General features: G+C 65.3%; 14 protein-coding genes and 1 pseudogene. 11 read left to right on the top strand and 4 right to left on the bottom strand.

Annotated elements, in window-relative coordinates:
- The first annotated feature begins 102 nt into the window (after nucleotides 1-102).
- The 8 genes and pseudogenes from K789_RS0103255 (at nucleotide 103) to K789_RS22170 (ending at nucleotide 10838) form a co-directional block, all read left to right on the top strand.
- Nucleotides 103-582 (top strand): MarR family winged helix-turn-helix transcriptional regulator, encoded by a 480-nt coding sequence (locus K789_RS0103255; protein WP_024365499.1) that lies wholly within the window; start codon nucleotides 103-105, stop codon nucleotides 580-582.
- A 10-nt stretch (nucleotides 583-592) separates the two neighbouring features.
- Nucleotides 593-2320: an MDR family MFS transporter gene (locus K789_RS0103250; protein ID WP_024365498.1), complete on the top strand. Its 1728-nt coding sequence runs from the start codon at nucleotides 593-595 to the stop codon at nucleotides 2318-2320.
- 264 nt (nucleotides 2321-2584) lie between these two features.
- A complete protein-coding gene (locus K789_RS0103245) occupies nucleotides 2585-4318 on the top strand; it encodes an ABC transporter ATP-binding protein (RefSeq protein WP_024365497.1) in 1734 nt (577 codons plus the stop codon).
- On the top strand, nucleotides 4315-6402 hold the full coding sequence (locus K789_RS0103240; RefSeq protein WP_024365496.1) for an ABC transporter ATP-binding protein: 2088 nt from the start codon (nucleotides 4315-4317) through the stop codon (nucleotides 6400-6402). Before K789_RS0103245 ends, K789_RS0103240 begins: the two co-directional genes overlap by 4 nt.
- A 50-nt stretch (nucleotides 6403-6452) precedes the next feature.
- Entirely contained in the window at nucleotides 6453-6899 is a 447-nt protein-coding gene (locus K789_RS0103235; protein ID WP_024365495.1) for an acyl-CoA thioesterase, read from the top strand.
- 78 nt (nucleotides 6900-6977) lie between these two features.
- Complete coding sequence (locus K789_RS0103230) at nucleotides 6978-7253, top strand: hypothetical protein (protein ID WP_237739500.1); 276 nt, start codon at nucleotides 6978-6980, stop codon at nucleotides 7251-7253.
- 93 nt (nucleotides 7254-7346) lie between these two features.
- Entirely contained in the window at nucleotides 7347-9578 is a 2232-nt protein-coding gene (locus K789_RS0103225; RefSeq protein WP_024365493.1) for an McrB family protein, read from the top strand.
- 55 nt (nucleotides 9579-9633) lie between these two features.
- Nucleotides 9634-10838: pseudogene (locus K789_RS22170) on the top strand (5-methylcytosine restriction system specificity protein McrC).
- Nucleotides 10839-10858: 20 nt separating this feature from the next.
- Here the strand turns inward: K789_RS22170 and K789_RS0103215 are convergent.
- The 3 genes from K789_RS0103215 to K789_RS0103205 form a co-directional block, all read right to left on the bottom strand.
- Nucleotides 10859-11152 (bottom strand): hypothetical protein, encoded by a 294-nt coding sequence (locus tag K789_RS0103215; RefSeq protein WP_024365492.1) that lies wholly within the window; start codon nucleotides 11150-11152, stop codon nucleotides 10859-10861.
- A 192-nt stretch (nucleotides 11153-11344) separates the two neighbouring features.
- The gene (locus K789_RS0103210; protein WP_024365491.1) at nucleotides 11345-11830 is read right to left on the bottom strand and encodes a very short patch repair endonuclease; all 486 of its coding nucleotides are present in this window, start codon (nucleotides 11828-11830) and stop codon (nucleotides 11345-11347) included.
- A 77-nt stretch (nucleotides 11831-11907) separates the two neighbouring features.
- Nucleotides 11908-12342, bottom strand: a complete 435-nt coding sequence (locus tag K789_RS0103205) for a pyridoxamine 5'-phosphate oxidase family protein (protein WP_024365490.1) — start codon at nucleotides 12340-12342, stop codon at nucleotides 11908-11910.
- A 277-nt stretch (nucleotides 12343-12619) separates the two neighbouring features.
- Here K789_RS0103205 and K789_RS24940 point away from each other — a divergent pair, with 277 nt between their 5' ends.
- Complete coding sequence (locus K789_RS24940; protein ID WP_128081549.1) at nucleotides 12620-13276, top strand: DUF6318 family protein; 657 nt, start codon at nucleotides 12620-12622, stop codon at nucleotides 13274-13276.
- A gap of 576 nt (nucleotides 13277-13852) precedes the next feature.
- Nucleotides 13853-14218 carry a PKD domain-containing protein gene (locus K789_RS24935; RefSeq protein ID WP_237739499.1) on the top strand — a complete coding sequence of 122 codons (366 nt, stop codon included), beginning with the start codon at nucleotides 13853-13855 and terminating at the stop codon, nucleotides 14216-14218.
- 60 nt (nucleotides 14219-14278) lie between these two features.
- On the opposite strand, the gene K789_RS0103195 is transcribed toward K789_RS24935, so the two are convergent.
- Nucleotides 14279-15616, bottom strand: a complete 1338-nt coding sequence (locus K789_RS0103195) for a helix-turn-helix domain-containing protein (protein WP_024365488.1) — start codon at nucleotides 15614-15616, stop codon at nucleotides 14279-14281.
- Nucleotides 15617-15821: 205 nt separating this feature from the next.
- Between K789_RS0103195 and K789_RS0103190 the strand changes: the two genes are divergently transcribed.
- Nucleotides 15822-17612 (top strand): NAD(P)/FAD-dependent oxidoreductase, encoded by a 1791-nt coding sequence (locus K789_RS0103190; protein ID WP_024365487.1) that lies wholly within the window; start codon nucleotides 15822-15824, stop codon nucleotides 17610-17612.
- The last annotated feature ends 84 nt before the right edge of the window (nucleotides 17613-17696 follow it).

The raw sequence follows: 17696 nt of genomic DNA, 5'->3' as shown, positions 1-17696 counted from the left end.
CGCTTGGCGTTTAAGCCGGTCCCCCTCAGGAAAAGGGTTAGTTTCCCAAAGTAACTAAATTTCTGATACATTGTTGCCTTAGGCAAACATAAGGGGTTTTCCATGGCAGTAGAGCCGGATACCGCGGCCAGACTCGTCCACCAGATTTTCGATTTGCAGCGCGCCGTTCGTTGTGTCGCCGCGATCAAGCTTCGAGGGGAGGACACCGGGGTGGCGCTCCAGGGCGTCCTGCGTTTCGTGGGGGAGGGGGAAACCCGCGCCACCGGACTCGCAGAGCGGCTCGGAGTCAGCGCCCCCGTCCTCAGTCGGCACATTGCCGAACTGGAAGAACAGGGCTATGTGGTCCGCCGTCCCGACCCGCTGGACGGGCGGGCTCAATTGATTGCCCTCTCCGCTTCAGGGGTCGGGAAACTCCGCTCCATCGAGTACCAGCGCACTGTCACACTCCTTGGCTTCCTGCAGGACTGGAGCGAGCAGGACGTCGAAGAGACAACGAAGACCTTGCAGAAACTTGCTGAGTCCCTCAGGACTTCAGCCCGGGCAACGACGGCCGGATCCAGCAATACGACCGAAATTGTTTAAGGAGCGCCCCATGGCAGCAACGACAGAAATGCCCCCCGCCCCTGCGGTGGTGATGACCCACCGCCAGATCATGGAAGCCCTCACCGGCCTCCTGGCCGCGTTCTTCACCGCGATTATCAGCAGCACGATCGTCGCGAACGCCCTGCCCACGATCATGTCCGAGCTCAACGGAACCCAGACTGACTTCGCCTGGGTGATCACCGCGGCCCTGCTGGCCAACGCCGCGACCACCCCCATCTGGGGTAAGCTCGCCGACCTCTTCAACAAGAAGGTCCTGGTCCAGCTCAGCATCGTGATCTTCGTGGCCGGCTCCGTCATGGCGGGCCTGTCCGAGACGATCCCGCTGCTGCTGACCGCCCGCGTGATCCAGGGCGTCGCCATGGGCGGGCTCACCGCCCTGGCAATGGCCATCATTGGCTCCATCATCCCGCCCCGCGACCGGGGCAAGTACTCCGGTTACATGGGTGCCGTGATGGCCGTGGGCACCGCCGGCGGCCCGCTGCTGGGGGGCTTCATCGTGGACAGCCCGCTGGGCTGGCGCTGGACCTTCTTCGTCTGTGTTCCGCTGGCCATCATTGCCCTCATCCTGCTCCAGGTCACCCTCAAGCTGCCGCACGTCAGGCGCCCTGCCAAGATCGACTGGCTCGGCTCCATCCTGCTGACCTCCGGCGTGAGCCTGCTGCTCATCTGGGTGTCCTTCGCTGGCAACCCGGACTACTACGACTGGTGGTCCTGGCAGACGGCGGCCATGGTCGGCGGCGGCGTTGCCCTGCTGGCACTGCTGGTCCTGGTGGAATCCAAGGTGTCGCAGCCCATCATTCCGCTGAAGATCATCTCCCAGCGCACCACAGCCCTCGCCATCCTGGCCTCGATCGCCGTCGGCGTCGGGATGTTCGGTTCTTCCGCCTTCCTTGGCCAGTACTTCCAGGTGGCGCGCGGCGCATCACCGACCGAAGCCGGGCTCCTGACCCTGCCGATGATCGCCGGCAACCTGATCGGTTCCGTCGTCTCGGGACAGCTGATCAGCCGGACCGGAAAGTGGAAGCGGTACCTGGTGGCGGGCTCCATCCTGCTGATCAGCGGCCTCGGATTGACCGGAACCATCGACCACACCACCGCACTCTGGCAGACCGGTGTCTACACCGCGATCCTCGGCATCGGCCTGGGCCTGCTGATGCAGAACCTCGTCCTGGCCGTGCAGAACACCGTGCGGGCCAGCGACATCGGAACCGCCAGCGCCTCCGTGGCATTCTTCCGTTCGGTGGGCGGCGCCATCGGCGTCTCCGTGCTGGGCGCGATCATGGGCAACCGGGTCAAGGAACTCGCCACCGAGGGCCTCGCCGCCGCGGGGATTCCCACCACCGGCGGCGCCGGCGCCAGCATGGACCTCAAGGACCTGCCGGAGCCCGTCCGCGAAATCATGCGGGCCGCTTACGGTGACGCTACGGCCCAGATCTTTATGGTCTCCGCCATCATCGGTGTGGTCGCCCTGGTTGCGATCCTCTTCATCAAGGAAGAACCGCTGCGGCGCACCGTGGACATCGTCAGCCCCGCCGCAAAGAACGACGACGGCGGCAGCCCGGCCGCGACTGCGGCGATCAACCCGTCCGCACCTGCCGCGGCCGCGACTGCGGTTGCTTCCGCCGGACCCGTGGCCGGGACCGGAATCGTGGACCTCGACCGGGAATTCGTTGAGGTGCTCAGCCAGCAGCGCGAAAGCCAGCGCCGGGGCGACTAAGCGCACCGTCGGCACGCAAGCGCGCCGCGGCCATCCCGACTAACGGGGCGGCCGCGGTGCCGCGCTGCTTTGTTCACGGTCCGGGAAAGTACGCCGTTTGGATGATTTTCCGTCTCCAATGTTCCGCGCGGGCACGTCGTTTCGTAGAGTTGGATGGCTATGGCTGTCAGCCCCCTCTGCTAAGACTGGGAGCATCGGTTGCTGTTCCCTTCCCAGGCTGTCCTCCAGCCTCATCTACTCGGTATTTCCTAAGGACTCGTGGGCATGCTTGTCACCCTCATACGGCGCTATTCGAAGCCGTATCTGCCATACATCGGTGCCGTCATTTTCTTCCAGCTCGCCTCCACCATCGCGGCACTGTATCTTCCCAGCCTGAACGCCCAGATCATCGACGAGGGCGTCTCCCGCGGCGACACGGACTACATCTGGCGGACCGGCGGGGTGATGCTCGGCGTCGCCCTGGTGCAGGTCGCCACCGCGATCGCCGGGGTCTACTTCGGGTCCAAGGCCGCGATGGCGTTCGGCCGCGACCTGCGCCGCGGGGTCTTCCGCAAGGTCACCAGCTTCTCCGCGAAGGACGTCAACGTTTTCGGCGCCCCCACCCTGATCACGCGCGGCACCAACGATGTCCAGCAGGTGCAGATGCTCATGCTGATGGGGCTGAACTTCATGGTCGCCACGCCCATCATGTGCATCGGCGGCATCTTTATGGCCCTCCGCGAGGACCTCAACCTGTCCTGGCTGGTCTGGGTGTCCGTTCCGGTACTCGTGGTGGTCGTGGGCTACCTCGTGGTCCGCCTGATGCCGCTCTTCCGTTCCATGCAGAAGAAGATCGACCGGCTCAACGGCATCCTCCGCGAGCAGATCATCGGTATCCGCGTCGTCCGCGCCTTCGTGCGCGAGCCGCACGAGGCGGAACGCTTCGGCGCCGCGAACAAGGAACTCACCGACGTCTCGCTGAAGATCGGCGCCCTGTTCGTCCTGATGTTCCCCGCCATCGGCATGATCCTGCACATCTCCACCGCGGCCGTGCTGTGGTTCGGCGGGCAGCGCGTCGACGCCGGGGAAATGCAGGTCGGCTCGCTGACGGCGTTCCTGCAGTACCTGCTGCAGATCCTGATGGCCGTCATGATGGGCACGTTCATGGCGATGATGATTCCCCGCGCCTCCGTGTGCGCGGACCGCATTGGTGAGGTGCTCGACGTCGAACCCTCCATCCACGAGGCCCGCACCCCGGTGACGCCGGCCAGGAAAGCCGGCCGCGTCGAGTTCCGGAACGTATCCTTCGCCTACCCCGGCGCCGAAGCGCCGGTACTGAGCGACATCAGCTTCACCGCCGAGCCCGGCCAGACGGTGGCGATCATCGGCTCCACCGGCGCCGGCAAAACCAGCCTGCTATCCCTGCTGCCCCGCCTCTACGACGCAGAATCGGGGGAGGTGCTGCTCGACGGCGTCCCCGTCACCAACCTGGACCGGGCCGAGATCACCCAGCGCGTGGCCATGGTTCCGCAGCGGCCGTACCTGTTCTCCGGAACGATCGAGCACAACCTGCGCTTCGGCAAGCCCGAGGCCACGGACGAGCAGCTCTGGGACGCTTTGACGGTGGCCCAGGCAGCCGACTTTGTGCGCGAGAAGAAGAACGGACTCGGCTCACGGATTTCCCAGGGCGGCACCAACGTCTCGGGCGGCCAGCGCCAGCGCCTCTGCATTGCCCGTGCCCTCGTCACGGAGCCCAAGGTGTTCCTGTTTGACGACTCCTTCTCCGCCCTCGACGTCGCCACCGACGCCAGGCTCCGCCGCGCCCTCAAGGCGAAAACCGCTGACGCCACCGTGATCATTGTCGGCCAGCGCGTCTCCACGATCGCCGACGCCGACCAGATCCTGGTGCTCGACAACGGACGGATCGTGGACCGCGGCACGCATGAGGAACTGTTGCAGAGCTCCGGCACCTACCAGGAAATTGTCGAATCCCAGCTGACCGCGGAGGCCGTGGCATGAGCACCAACGAAAAGGCCAACGTCCCGCCCGCGGACACCGAGGTCTCCGCCACCGATGTTGCGGCCGCCGATCCCTCGGCCGCTGAGCCGGACGACGACTTCCACGAAGAGGAATACACCCCCGGCGAGGCCGACGGCGGCATGTTCGGCGACCGGCCGGCAAAGAAAGCCCAGCACTTCTGGCCCTCCGCGAAACGGCTGATGGGCCTGCTGAAGCCCGAACGGGCCGGCATCATCGCCGTGCTCGCAATGGTGACGGTCGCCGTCGTCCTCAACGTGGTGGCACCCCGGATCCTCGGCCAGGCGATGGACGTGATCTTCGGCGGAGTCGTTGGCAAACAGCTGCCCGCCGGCGGCACGAAGGAGCAGTTCGTCGCAGGCCTGCGCGCCCAGGGCCAGGACAACTTCGCGGACATGCTCGCCAAAATGGACGTCATCCCCGGCGTCGGCATCGACTTCCAGAAGCTCGCGTTCCTGATCAGCGTGGTGCTGGTGATGTACTTTGTCGCCAACATTTTCCTCTGGCTGCAGGGCTACGTCCTGAACATCCTGGTCATGCGGGTGGTCCGCAAATTACGCGACGACACCGAGAAGAAGCTCAACAGGCTTCCGCTGAACTACTTCGACACCCGCCAGCGCGGCGACATCCTCTCCCGCGTCACCAACGACGTCGACAACATCCAACAGGCGCTGCAGCAGGCCTTCGCGCAGCTCGTGAACTCGGCGCTGACGGTGATCGGCATCGTCATCATGATGTTCATCGTGTCCTGGCAGCTGGCCCTCATCGCCCTCGTGGCGCTGCCGCTCTCTGCCGTGGCCGCCGGCATCATCGGGTCCCGCAGCCAGAAGCTCTTCGCAGCCCAGTGGAAGAACACCGGCGAGCTCAACGGCCAGATCGAAGAGTCCTTCTCCGGCCATGACCTCGTCAGGGTCTTCGGTCGCGACGCCGACATGCTGGAGCGCTTTGACGAGCGGAACGAGGCCCTCTACAAGGCCAGCTTCGGCGCACAGTTCGTTTCCGGCATGATCATGCCGGTCATGCAGTTCGTGTCCTACCTCAGCTACGTCGGCATCGCCGTCGTCGGCGGACTGCGCGTTGCCTCCGGCGGAATGAGCCTGGGCGACGCCACCGCGTTCATCCAGTACTCGCGCGAGTTCACCCAGCCGCTGGGCCAGATGGCGGGCATGGCCAACATGCTGCAGTCCGGCGTCGCCTCCGCGGAACGGGTCTTTGAATTCCTCGACGCCGACGAACAGGACGCCGAGACCGCCACGGAGCAGCTGCCGGCCAAGACGGACGGGCACGTCGAGTTCCGGCACGTCACCTTCAGCTACACCCCGGACAAGCCGCTGATCGAGGACCTGTCGTTCACCGCGGAGCCCGGGCACACCGTGGCGATCGTCGGCCCCACCGGCGCGGGCAAGACCACCCTGGTGAACCTCGTGATGCGCTTCTATGAGCTCCAGGGCGGCAGCATCACCCTGGACGGGGTCGACATCACCCATCTGGGCCGTGCGGCGCTGCGGGCCAAGGTGGGCATGGTGCTGCAGGACGCCTGGCTGTTCGGTGGGACCATCTACGACAACATCCGCTACGGAAAGCTGGACGCCACCGAGGAACAGGTGATGGAGGCGGCGAAAGCCACCTTCGTGGACCGCTTCGTCCGCGCCCTGCCGGAGGGCTACAACACCATCATCGACGAGGAAGGCAACAACGTCAGCGCCGGCGAGAAGCAGCTGATCACCATTGCCCGTGCCTTCGTGGCCAACCCCTCGCTGCTGATCCTGGACGAGGCCACCAGCTCCGTGGACACCCGCACCGAGGTGCTCGTCCAAAAGGCCATGGCCGCCTTGCGCACCGATCGCACGAGCTTCGTGATCGCCCACCGGCTCTCCACCATCCGCGACGCCGACACCATCCTGGTGATGGAGGCCGGCCGGATCGTGGAGCAGGGTGCGCACGCCCAGCTGCTGGACCTCAAGGGCGCCTACTACCGCCTGTACATGTCGCAGTTCGCCGGCGAAGACGCGGAGACGGCCTTTTCGGAAAACACGGCCGACGACGCGACGGCGGTGCGCAGCTGAGCGCCGCCGGCGCGGCTCCAGCGTCCCGGCGCATCGAGGTGCAGATCCCGATGCGCTGGGGAGACATGGATGCCTACGGCCACATCAACAACGTCCAGATTGTCCGGATCCTGGAGGAAGCCCGCATCGCGGCCTTCGGGCCGCCGCGCGGACCGGGGCTGCCCGGCATCGAGCCCCCGGTGTCCCTCTTCAACGACATCCCGGAGGGGACCCTGGCGCTGATCGTCGAGCACAAGATCCGCTACGTCCGGACCCTCGAATACCGCAACGTGCCGGCTGTCGTGCAGCTGTGGATCGGCGCGATCAAGGGTGCCAGTTTTGACATCCACTACCTCGTCCAGGACCCCGTGACCCGGGAGGACTGCGTCCGCGCCACCAGCCACCTGGCCTTCGTGGACGAGGCCACCGGGCGGGTGCTGCGGCTGACGGCTGAACAGAAGGAGAAGCTCGACCGCTTCACTCCCGTTCCCGCTGAAGCCGCCAAACCGGTCCCATAGCCTCTATCTCGGGCCACGGATCGTCCCTAGAATAAACAACCCGCGGGCAGTCAGCCCGGAAGCCAAGGAGCCCAGATCATGGTGAACAAACGAGGACAGATGATGGCGAACAAGCGCAAGAGGAACGCCCGGAAGAAGTCCTGGAAGGAACTCTCGCCGATGGCGAAGTTCGGAACCATCACTGCCGCCGTCGTTCAGCTCTCGTTGCTGGTCGCCGCCCAGCGGGACATCTCACGCCGCCCGGCTGAGGAGATCCGCGGCAGCAAGACGTTGTGGCGGCTGGCGACTCTGGTGAACTTCGTCGGCCCGGGCAGCTATTTCACCTTCGGCGTCAAGCGCCCGGCGGCCAAGTAGCAGCCGGTTCCGGCACCGCGCGGAGCTACCGGTCAGTAGATTCGGGGCGCCGCCATGATGCGGGCGTTCAGCTTAAGCCTGTAAATTGAAGGCATGACCCCATCCAAAAAGCCTGCCATGCACCGCGCCCTCGGCATCTCCAAGGAGATTGAGGACGCGGCCTGGTTTGTCCTGGGGCCAGGGCTGCTGGGCAAAGCGTCAGCCTTGGACGGCCGCACCAAAACCTGGTCGGTGCAGGCCGCCGCGGAGCTGCTCGACCGCCTCGACCGCGGGGTGCCGGATCCCAAGGCGCCCATGATGACCAACCTGCGTCAGAATCTGGAGGGCGCCTCCCGGGGTGCCAAGCAGCTGGCCGTCGAGCTGCTCTTCCTGCAGTCCCTGCCGTTGGCCCACGAGGTGAAGTCGCTCAAGGTCAAGCGCGCACGGGTGGCTGAAGCTGCAACCTGGCTGGAGCCGCCCCTGGAACTGCCGGACGAGCTTTATGCGGGCATGACGGACCACGGTGTCATCCGTGACCGCACCGCCGAATTCAACTGGACCATCTGGGACCACCTGAAATGGCTCTGCCGCTTTGTGCAGCACGTCGCACGGCGTCCGGCCGGGGAAGTCGCGGCCGCCGTCAAGGATCCGCTGGCCTTCCACCTGCTGGTGGCAGGCACGCGCGATGACCAGCCGGCCATCCGCCGCAGCATCGAATTCCTGGTCTGGCCCAGCTACTTCGAACCCGTCGTGGCCGACGTCGAACGCCAGGAGATCCGCGACGCGTTTGCCTCCCTCGTGGGTGGCGCCAAGGGCGACAGCGACGAAGAAATTTCCGCGGATATCCACCGCATCCGGCTGCACCTCGACGAACAGGCCGGCCAGCGGATCGACTGGTACTCCCGGCAACTGGTGAGCCAGTGGCGCAAGGTGGGGGATCCCGGCCGGCGCGCCTGGCTGCTGCGCACCCACCACGACAACGCCGAGTTGCTCAGCGCCTGGGAGGCCGAGGAATCGGTAACGCTCGACGTCGAGCACCTGCGCCTGCTGGACCCGGGCGTCACTGCCGGGCTGGTCCAGCACGCCGTCGATGAGGACTACAAGCACCTCGGCTACGTGGAACGCGAGGACACCAAGACCGCCGTTTTCGCTTTCCTGACCGTTATGAAGCCCGGTGACCTGACCCTGTACCAGAGCGCCGGCACCGTCCGGGTGGGCGTGGTCCTCGGTGAGCCTGAGCACCGCGAGGACAACCGCCGGCTCCGCCGGAAGGTCCGCTGGTTCGACGAGGCGCACACCATGACCGAGCTGCCCCGCCACGTGCAGCGGCAGCTGGCCACCTCCGGCATCGTCGTGGACGTCACCCGCGTCATCCAGGCACTGGAATCGCTGCTGCCCGCCGAAGCGGAAGCCGAGCCCGACGACGGCACCGAGCCGGCCGCCGTCGTCGAACCTGCCTGTGAAGGGTTCCGCCCGCTGACGGAGGAGTTCGCCGCGTCGTTGCACATGGACCTGGAGCCGCTGCAGGAGATCGCCGAACTGTTGGAGGAGAACCGCCAGCTGGTGCTGTACGGCCCGCCCGGCACCGGCAAGACGTACCTGGCCAAGCATCTCGCCGCCCAGCTCGCCGGCGACACCACGGACGAACGCGTCAAGCTGGTCCAGTTCCACCCCTCCTACGCCTATGAGGACTTCTTCGAGGGTTTCCGCCCGGACAAGACCGAGGAAGGCCAGGTGTCCTTCAAGCTCGTGGCCGGGCCACTGCGGCGGATAGCCGAGGAAGCCGCCAAGCCCGGAAACGAGAGCAAGCCGTACTTCCTGATCATCGATGAGATGAACCGGGCCAACCTGGCGAAGGTGTTCGGCGAGCTGTACTTCCTGCTCGAATACCGCGACGACCGGATCTACCTGCAGTACAGCCCGAACGAGCCCTTCACGCTGCCGGACAACCTCTACATCATCGGCACCATGAACACTGCGGACCGCTCCATTGCGATGATGGACGCGGCCATTCGCCGCCGCTTCTCCTTCATCGAACTGCACCCCAAAACCGAACCGGTGAAGGGTTCGCTGCTGCGGTTCCTGCAGGCCCGGGACCTGGACACGACGCCGGCTGCGCTGATGGACGCGCTCAACGATGCCATCGACGAATGGGACCGGGACCTGATGATCGGCCCGTCCTACTTCATGAAGCCGTCCGCGCAGACGCCCAAGGGCCTGCGCCGGATCTGGAAGTACGAGCTCATGCCGCTGCTGGAGGAGCACTACCACGGCCAGTTGAACCGCGCGCAGCTCGAGGAGCGGTTTGGACTGGACCAACTGCTCGACCGCCTTGCGCGCGTCTAGCCAACCCCGGCCGGCCGGCCAGCACGGAGCGTCGGGTTCACAGCCGGTCCGCCGGGTGGTCCTCGACGAACTTTCCGGCGGCACCGTCGAACGGCTCGACCCTGCCAGCGCGGCCTATGTCAACGGCAGCGGCCTGGCGAATGCCTCGCCCCTGGGCATGGGCATGTACCGCATCGAGCCGGTCGGGAAGGTCGGCGCAGTGCGCACCCCGACAGTGCAGCTCGAAGTCCGGCCCAAGGAACGCCTCGGCCTGGCCCGGCTCCTGTTCCTGCTGGGCTACGCCGGGGACCAGGGGTTCCGGGAGGATTCCGTCGCCGCGGTCGAGGAAGCGGATCTGTGGAGTGCGCTGGCCGAGTCGCTGGCCCAGCTCTCGGACCGGGCGCTCAGCCGCGGTGTGCTGCAGGGCTACCTGAATGTCGACGAATCGCTCCGGACGGTCAAGGGCCGGATCCGCATTTCGGACCAGATCTCGCGGCGGCCCGGCATGCTGGTTCCCCTTGAGGTTTCCTATGACGAGTTCACCGAGGACATCGCGGAGAACCGCATCCTGCGGGCGGCGCTGGAACGGATGTCCCAGGTCCCGGGCGTACGGCCTGAGGTGCTGAGCCGGCTCCGCCAGCTCAAGGGCAAGCTCGCGGCCGTGACCCGGCTGCAGTCCGGCGCGCCCCTGCCGNNGTGTGGCGGGCCAGCCGGATGAACACCCGCTACCAGGCCGCCCTGCGGCTCGCCGAGGTGATCCTGCGCCATTCTTCGGCGGAGGCCGGCGACGGCACGCAGCAGTCGGCGTCGTTTGTGGTGGACATGTCCGTGGTGTTCGAGGACTTCGTTGGAACTGCGCTCCGCGAGGCCATGGCGGCACACCCGGGGGAGATGCGGCTGCGGTACAACGCCCTGCTCAATGAGGCCGTCCGCGACTCGGACCGGATCGTGGTGCAGCCCGGCGCCGTCCACCTGCTGGGCGGGCGGCCGGTGATGGTCTACGACGCCAAGTACCAGGCCGCTGCCGACGCCGGGGCGTCCCTGTCGGGGGACCACTACCGGATGCTGGCGTACTGCACGTCATTGCGGGTGCCGACGGCCTGGCTGGTGTATCCCGGGGCAGGGGAAATCAAACTGCGCCGGATCCTCAACACGGACATCGATGTGGTGGAGTTCCCGCTGGACCTGTCGCGGCCGCCGTCGGAAATCCTGGCCTCCGTAGCGGACCTTGCGCAACAGTCGTGGGGCGAAGTGGTGCGTCAGGCGACCATCAGCCGCTGACGTACCCCCGGAAGTTTCCGCTAGCCGGCTTCCTGCGACACGGATACGGACAACAGATGGCTCAAGAGGGCTTTCTCTGGCTGGCCGGGGTTATTGGCGACATGCCAGCGAAGCTTTTCGCGCACCTCCGCCTCTTCGGGCTTACTGTCGGAGAGAATCGCATCAATGATTGCGGATACCTGCAGGCGCAAGGGTCCAAGATCGGAATCGACCTCGGGGGACCTCCGGTACTCCTGCGGCCGGGAATCCCGGGAAGACTTCGATTGCCGGGTTGTGGTTTTCAGCGACGTGGTGGACATCAGCAAGTTCGGCATCTGGCGCTCTCCCGTGGAGTAGTAGTACGAGTAAGTGCGGGCCCGGTAGGGTCCTTGTCCCCAGATTCGGATATTACCCGAGGCGGAACCGTCTGTCTCGTATGAACGCCAAGAGATTCTTATGTCGCTCTCAGCTACGGCGGCCGGCCGGGCCCGTCAAATGGTCGGTTGGCTGATCGACCACCACCGGGTCTAGCTGTCCGTGGCGGCGGTTGGTGGGTCTGCGGCGGGACGTGCTGTGCCGGGGTGTGGGTCGCCGGCCAGCAGGAAGTCGTCCAGTTGCTTTTCCAGCGCCGAAAGGTCCTTGAGCTCGCACTCCCAGACGGTGAGGACGTCCCAGCCGGAACGTTCAAGCTGATGGCGCTGTTCGGCGTCGCGGTTCCGCGTCCGGGTGCGTTTGGTTTCCCAGAACTCTGCGTTGGCCTTGGGTGCGTGCTGCCCCACCCGGCAGTCATGAAAGTGCCAGAAGCAGCCGTTGACGAAGATGACTTTGTGGCGGCCGGCGAAGACCAGATCGGGATTGCCAGGCAGCCGACCCCCGCGGGCGGTGCCGTGAAGCCGGTAGCGGTAGCCCTTGGCATGGAGCAATTTCCGGACCAGCAGTTCAGGCTTGGTGTTCTTCCCGCGGATGCGGGACATGTTCCAGCTGCGCCGCTCCGGGGTCAGCTTGTCCGCCATGGTTTAAGTCTAGGCGGCCACCAGGTGCCCAGCGGTCCCCGGCCGTTCGGCCGGTGGCCACCGGCGTTGAGCTGCTGCTAAATCTCCCGCTCCGGATGCTCGCCAAACTGGAAGTGGCGACCGCTGACCGCGGTTGGCTCGATCTCGACGTAGAAGTCCTTCAGGGTGGGCACCCACGGTTTGAGCCCCAAGGCCTCTGCCGCTGCGATATCGGCGGACTGGTCCAACACCCGGGCCGTGCCGCGAAGAACAATCGACCAGGCCTCATCGGAGAGGATGCCATCCGTCTCGAACAGCACCTTGGAATTGATGGTCACTTCCGCGAGTTTGTTGCCGGGGGCCGTCCGGAGAAAGAGCTTTCGGCCGCTCACGGCATAGTTCACCGGAAAGATATCGGGTTCGCCGCCCACGATGACCACGAGCCTGCCGTGTTTGGTGCCCTCAATCAGCTTCCAGCACTGATCGTCGTCAAGGACCAGGATGGGGTTTTCGTCTGCATGTTCGAACATCATGGGTTCATTGTTCTGGCCTCTGTAGAAAAACGCCAGAGGCTAACGCGGGTAAGTCGGTGTGAGTCGGCAGGGACCGGTGCATTTGCGGGGAGCGGTTGCGCGGCGGCAAATTGTCGGACCTCGCCCATAGCCTGATGCTGTTCGCCCCGTGCCGGTAGCCCGGGTGGTGAAGCGAGCGCCTGTGGATAACTTGGATGTCCAAAATGTGATGTCGGTTACCCTTAAGTCATTGTTTGGCTCCAGGCGTCTTGATTTCTATCGGGGGGAATAGCTGACCATGACATCTCGCACTTCATTCTTCGTCCGCCGCAGACGTGTGTGCGCCGTCCTGGTCGCGCTGACCCTGTTGCCGATCACTGCCTGCACCGGCGGCGGAACAACGCCAGGAGCAACGGCCGCCCCCGAGCCTTCAAGTCCGACGGCGTCGCTGACGCCGACTCCCAGCCCCACGCCAACGCCCAGCTACAAACCGGCCGATGCCTCGGGGAGAGCCCAGAACGTGCCAGTTCCGGTGCTTCCGGAAGCTGCGAAAGCGGAGACGAAGGAAGGTGCAATCGCTTTCGCGTCCTACTGGTTTAGCGTGCTCAGCGACGGATATGAGACTGGAGAGTTGGCGGAATTTGAAGCGATTACGGCACCGGCTTGTGAGCCATGTGCAAAGGCAAAGAGCGTTATCAACGCCTGGCACACAGAAGGACGGTGGTTGGTAGGGGGAAAGATCACCACACCATCGCTAAGTAGTGAATTTGTCCCCGATGCCGAGGCAACCTACCAGGTAGTGGTTCAGGCGCAGCAAACGCCGCTCACCTACATGCGACAGGATGCAAGCGTTGCGCGGAGTGATCCTCAGCCGGATGATACTGGGAATCTGTTGTTCATAAATTTCAGCGGCGGGAAATGGACCGTCGTAAATGTCGGCAGAATCGTCGGCTAAGTCATGCGATTCGTGAGCGCTGGCCGCACTCTGAGCGCATGGATCGTCGCGGCGGCGATAGTTGTGTTCGTCGCACCCGCGTTCGCTCAAGCAGAGCCACCCGATATCTTCAGTGATTGGAAGCCGGACAGCGTCAATGTAGGCGGTTGGCGCTTGGATCCAGCGACTGGGAAGTTTGTTGCGCTTCAACCGGGCGTCCCTCATACCGATCCGTTCCAGTACAAGTACGAACTCCAATGCCACTTGGGCGGTGGCGACTTTGACACGGAGTGCCTCGCCGTCCTCGTGGATTGCAAGAACGGTCCTGACGGAAAGGACGGAATTCCCGTCGTGTGGCGGAAAGCCCCGGCCGGCGTGCCTAATCCAACCTGGACCTTTCACTCCGGACCCACGTGTCTCTTTGACCCGAGACCAGAGGACTTGCTGCCTAGGATCGCCGCCATGATCCAAACGGAGTTCCAGAGACTGCCAGTCTCTCCGGGCTCAGTCACGGCCCAACCCAGTCCGCACACACTCCGGGGAGCCGAGACTAATTTCTTCGCAGACGCGGATGAGCAGCAATTCGACATCACGATATTGGGCCAGAAAGTGCACGTCGTCGCCAAGCCCGTCCAGTACACCTGGAGCTACGGCGACGGGACCTCGCTGGGGCCGCAGACTGCAGCCGGAGGATCCCTCCCGCAGAACCGCTGGGGCGAAAAGACCGCAACCAGCCACGTCTACACCCAGACCGGCGACTTCCCGGTGGTGCTGACAACCCATTTCCAGGGCACGTACTCAGTCAACGGCGGGCCGCCCTTGCCCATCCCGGGCCAGGGGCAATTCAGTGCGCCGCCGCAGACCGTGAGCGTCTGGCGCTCCATCACCCGGAACTACGCAGACGACTGCCTCCGCAACCCACACGGCCAGGGTTGCCCCGGCGTCGTTCCTCCTGCGCCGTAGCGTTCGGACCCGCTTCCGGACAAAGGGCCGGGACCAACGGACCGCGACGCGACAGTCCGCCTACGCCCGCAGTTCCCGATCGACCCGTTCCATCCGGGCGGTCACCAGCTGGCCGCGCGGATCAAGCGGGCCCATCAGTGTGGCGGCAGTGGCCGCAGCGGCCGTGTCCGAGGAGCCCATATCGCTGGTGCACCACTGCAGCATCAACCGGGCATCACCGCTGGCCCGCACGGAGGCGCCGACGGCTTCATTGAGCTCGTCGCGCATGAAGCCGATAGCGAGGTTGTTCGAACGGTTGAGGAACTTGGCCGGATAAGCCGCAAATGCCTCCGCAACCCGGCCGTCCCGCAAATGGCCAGCCACCACCGAGGCATCCGTCACCACCCTGACCGTGGACGGGAAGCGGTAGGGGTTCGCTTCCACCACGTTGCCCAGGAGGCTGCGGATCCGGTGCATCTCGGTCCTGATCGCCGAAGCGGTGCCCGCGTCGCCGTGGATCTCGTAGGCAAGCTCATCGGCGCTCCAGCCCTGGGTGCGGGAGGCCAGCAGGGCCAGGATCTCGGCCCGGCGCAGCGTCAGCGGGCGACGGGTGCCGCCGTCGAGCGCCGCAGTCGGCGCGTCACCCAGCAGCCGCAGCATCAGCTGTGCCTGGGCCCCGGCGTCGGCCCGTCCCGAGGTGTCAAACCCTGAGGCATTCCCGGTCCTGCGGTCGGTGACTACGGGCGGGGCAGCAGATTTCAGCAGCTCCTCGGCCAGCCGCACCCCGCAGCGCACCAGGCGAAGGCTGTCCGGCGTTACGGATTCGAACGGACCGGACACGTCCAGGACACCGAGGACTTCCCCCGTCAAAGGGTCGCGAATCGGTGATGCCGTGCACGCCCAGTCGTGATGCGTCCGCACGAGGTGCTCGGCCGAGAAGAGCTGAGCCGGCGCACCTGTCACCAGGGCCTCGCTGATGGCGTTGGTCCCGACCCCGGATTCGGACCAGTCGGCCCCCTCCACGAACTCCAGGGAGTCGGCAAGCTTCAATGCCTGTTTGCTGCCAACGCGCCACAGCACTTCGCCCACATGATCGGTCACGATCAACAGGTGGCGCCCGGTCGCGGTCTCATCGGCCAGCAATTGTGAAAGTGCCGGCATCACGGCGGCCAGCCGGTGGCCGGCACTGAGCGAGCGTGCCTCGGAGACTTCATGCCGGTGGAGCGGCCGGTGCTGGTCCGGATTGATGCCCATCGCGAGGGAGCGCTGCCAGGACTTGACGAGGGACGGCGACAAATGCGGACTGGGAGCGCCGGAAACCGTGGCCTCATGCGCCTTCCGGAGGGCTCGCGCATACTCCGCCGGAGCGGAAAACCTCAGGTCCGAGAGCTGCGTGATGGAGCGACTGCCCGGCCGCATGCTCATGTTCCCAACTCGCCCTCGAATCGTCGCACTCGTCCTGCTACCGCCAACCCCGGACCAGCGGAAGCGCGGGACAAGGGCGTGAGAGCTCTGTGTAACCCGATTGTAACCCCCGGCGAACTGTACTTGTGATGCGGGTCACTGCGTGGACTGGACGCCATGCAGCGGGAACGGCCCACACTAAGCAACGGAAAGAGGAAACATGCCTGAGACTCCAAACGGCGTGGTCGAGGCGTGGCTGGCGCAGTTCGATGAGGCGCTGCGCAGCCACAAGACGGACGACGTGCTTGAACTGTTCGACGACGATTCGTACTGGCGCGATTTCGTCTCCTTTACCTGGAACCTCAAGACGCTGGAGGGCAAAGAGGACATCCGACGCATGCTCGATGCGACCCTCGACGAGGTGCAGCCCAGCAACTGGACCCTGGCCGAGGACGCCACCGGGGACGCTGCCAACGCTGAGGCGTGGGTCAATTTCGAGACCGCCCAGGCCCGGGGCTACGCCCATCTGCGCCTCCGGAACGGCAAATGCTGGACCCTGCTCACCACCATGCAGGAGCTCAAGGGCTTCGAGGAGAAGAAGGGCGCCAACCGGGAGAAAGGTGTCGCCCACGAGATCACCAAGGGCCGCAAGTCCTGGCTGGAACTGAAAGAGGAACAGGAAGCCAGGCTCGGCTACGAAGACCAGCCCTACACCGTCATCGTCGGCGGCGGCCAGGGCGGGATCGGACTCGGGGCACGGCTGCGCAGGCTCGGCGTGCCCACCATCATCATCGAGAAGAACGACCGCCCGGGCGACTCCTGGCGGAACCGCTACAAGTCCCTCCACCTCCACGATCCGGTCTGGTACGACCACCTGCCCTACATCAAGTTCCCCGACGACTGGCCGGTTTTCGCGGCCAAGGACAAGATCGGCGACTGGCTGGAGAACTACACCCGGATCATGGAGCTGAACTACTGGTCCAAGACCGAATGCACCAGCGCCCGCTTCGACGAATCCTCGCAGGAATGGATCGTGGAGGTGGTGCGCGACGGCGAACCGGTCACCCTGCGCCCCAAGCAGCTGGTGTTCGCCTTGGGTGTCTCGGGATACCCCAGCGTCCCCACGTTCGACGGCGCCGAATCTTTCCTGGGCGAGCAGTACCACTCGTCCAAGCACCCGGGCGGCGGAGACTGGACCGGAAAGAAGGCCGTGGTCATCGGCTCCAACAACTCGGCCCACGACATCTGCGCGGACCTCTGGGAACACGGCGCGGACGTCACCATGGTCCAGCGGTCCTCCACGCACATCGCCCGGAGCGAGTCCCTCATGGACCTCGCCCTCGGCGGCCTGTACTCGGAGAAAGCACTCGCCAACGGGGTGACCACCGAGAAAGCCGACCTGCTGTTTGCCTCGTTGCCCTACCGGATCCTGCCGGAAGCCCAGATCCCGGTCTACGCGGAGATGGCCGAGCGGGACGCCGAGTTCTACTCCCAGCTGGAGGCCGCCGGCTTTGACCTGGACTTCGGCGTCGACGGCTCCGGCCTCTTCCTGAAGTACCTGAGGCGCGGCTCCGGCTACTACATCGACGTCGGCGCCTCGCAGCTGATCATCGACGGCCGGGTCAAGCTCGCCAACGGCGAGGTCGGCAAGATCACCGGGAACGCCGTCGTGATGGCCAACGGAGCGGAGCTGGAGGCGGATGCCATCATCTACGCCACCGGCTACGGATCCATGAACGGCTGGCTGGCCGATCTGGTCTCACCCGAGGTGGCCGACGCCGTCGGCAAGTGCTGGGGATTTGGTTCGGACACGCCCAAGGATCCGGGGCCGTGGGAGGGCGAACTGCGCAATATGTGGAAGCCCACCAACGTGGACAACCTCTGGATCCACGGCGGCAATCTGCACCAAAGCCGCCACTACTCCAACTATCTGGCGCTGCAGCTCAAGGCCAGGATGGAAGGGCTGGCGACGCCGGTCTTCGAGCGCCAGCCCACGCACCACACGCGCTGACCCGGACGGGCCGTGACAATCACAGCCCCGGGAACCACACTGGGGTGACGGCCTCCGTTGTGATAATCCAACGACGTGCCGTGG

The organism is Arthrobacter sp. TB 26 (assembly GCF_000427315.1).
Classification (GTDB): domain Bacteria; phylum Actinomycetota; class Actinomycetes; order Actinomycetales; family Micrococcaceae; genus Arthrobacter.
The sequence above is the reverse complement of the archived record's forward strand: the minus strand, read 5'-3'. Positions and strand labels throughout refer to the sequence as shown.

What these genes read in the sequence shown, in the direction of transcription:
- K789_RS0103205 (WP_024365490.1), bottom strand. Translation starts at nt 12,342, where the DNA reads ATGATGTTCGAACATGCAGACGAAAACCCCATCCTGGTCCTTGACGAC.
- K789_RS0103210 (WP_024365491.1), bottom strand. Translation starts at nt 11,830, where the DNA reads ATGGCGGACAAGCTGACCCCGGAGCGGCGCAGCTGGAACATGTCCCGC.
- K789_RS0103250 (WP_024365498.1), top strand. Translation starts at nt 593, where the DNA reads ATGGCAGCAACGACAGAAATGCCCCCCGCCCCTGCGGTGGTGATGACC.
- K789_RS0103225 (WP_024365493.1), top strand. Translation starts at nt 7,347, where the DNA reads ATGACCCCATCCAAAAAGCCTGCCATGCACCGCGCCCTCGGCATCTCC.
- K789_RS0103245 (WP_024365497.1), top strand. Translation starts at nt 2,585, where the DNA reads ATGCTTGTCACCCTCATACGGCGCTATTCGAAGCCGTATCTGCCATAC.
- K789_RS0103235 (WP_024365495.1), top strand. Translation starts at nt 6,453, where the DNA reads ATGCGCTGGGGAGACATGGATGCCTACGGCCACATCAACAACGTCCAG.
- K789_RS0103255 (WP_024365499.1), top strand. Translation starts at nt 103, where the DNA reads ATGGCAGTAGAGCCGGATACCGCGGCCAGACTCGTCCACCAGATTTTC.
- K789_RS0103195 (WP_024365488.1), bottom strand. Translation starts at nt 15,616, where the DNA reads ATGCGGCCGGGCAGTCGCTCCATCACGCAGCTCTCGGACCTGAGGTTT.
- K789_RS0103240 (WP_024365496.1), top strand. Translation starts at nt 4,315, where the DNA reads ATGAGCACCAACGAAAAGGCCAACGTCCCGCCCGCGGACACCGAGGTC.
- K789_RS24940 (WP_128081549.1), top strand. Translation starts at nt 12,620, where the DNA reads ATGACATCTCGCACTTCATTCTTCGTCCGCCGCAGACGTGTGTGCGCC.
- K789_RS0103230 (WP_237739500.1), top strand. Translation starts at nt 6,978, where the DNA reads ATGGTGAACAAACGAGGACAGATGATGGCGAACAAGCGCAAGAGGAAC.
- K789_RS0103190 (WP_024365487.1), top strand. Translation starts at nt 15,822, where the DNA reads ATGCCTGAGACTCCAAACGGCGTGGTCGAGGCGTGGCTGGCGCAGTTC.
- K789_RS0103215 (WP_024365492.1), bottom strand. Translation starts at nt 11,152, where the DNA reads ATGCCGAACTTGCTGATGTCCACCACGTCGCTGAAAACCACAACCCGG.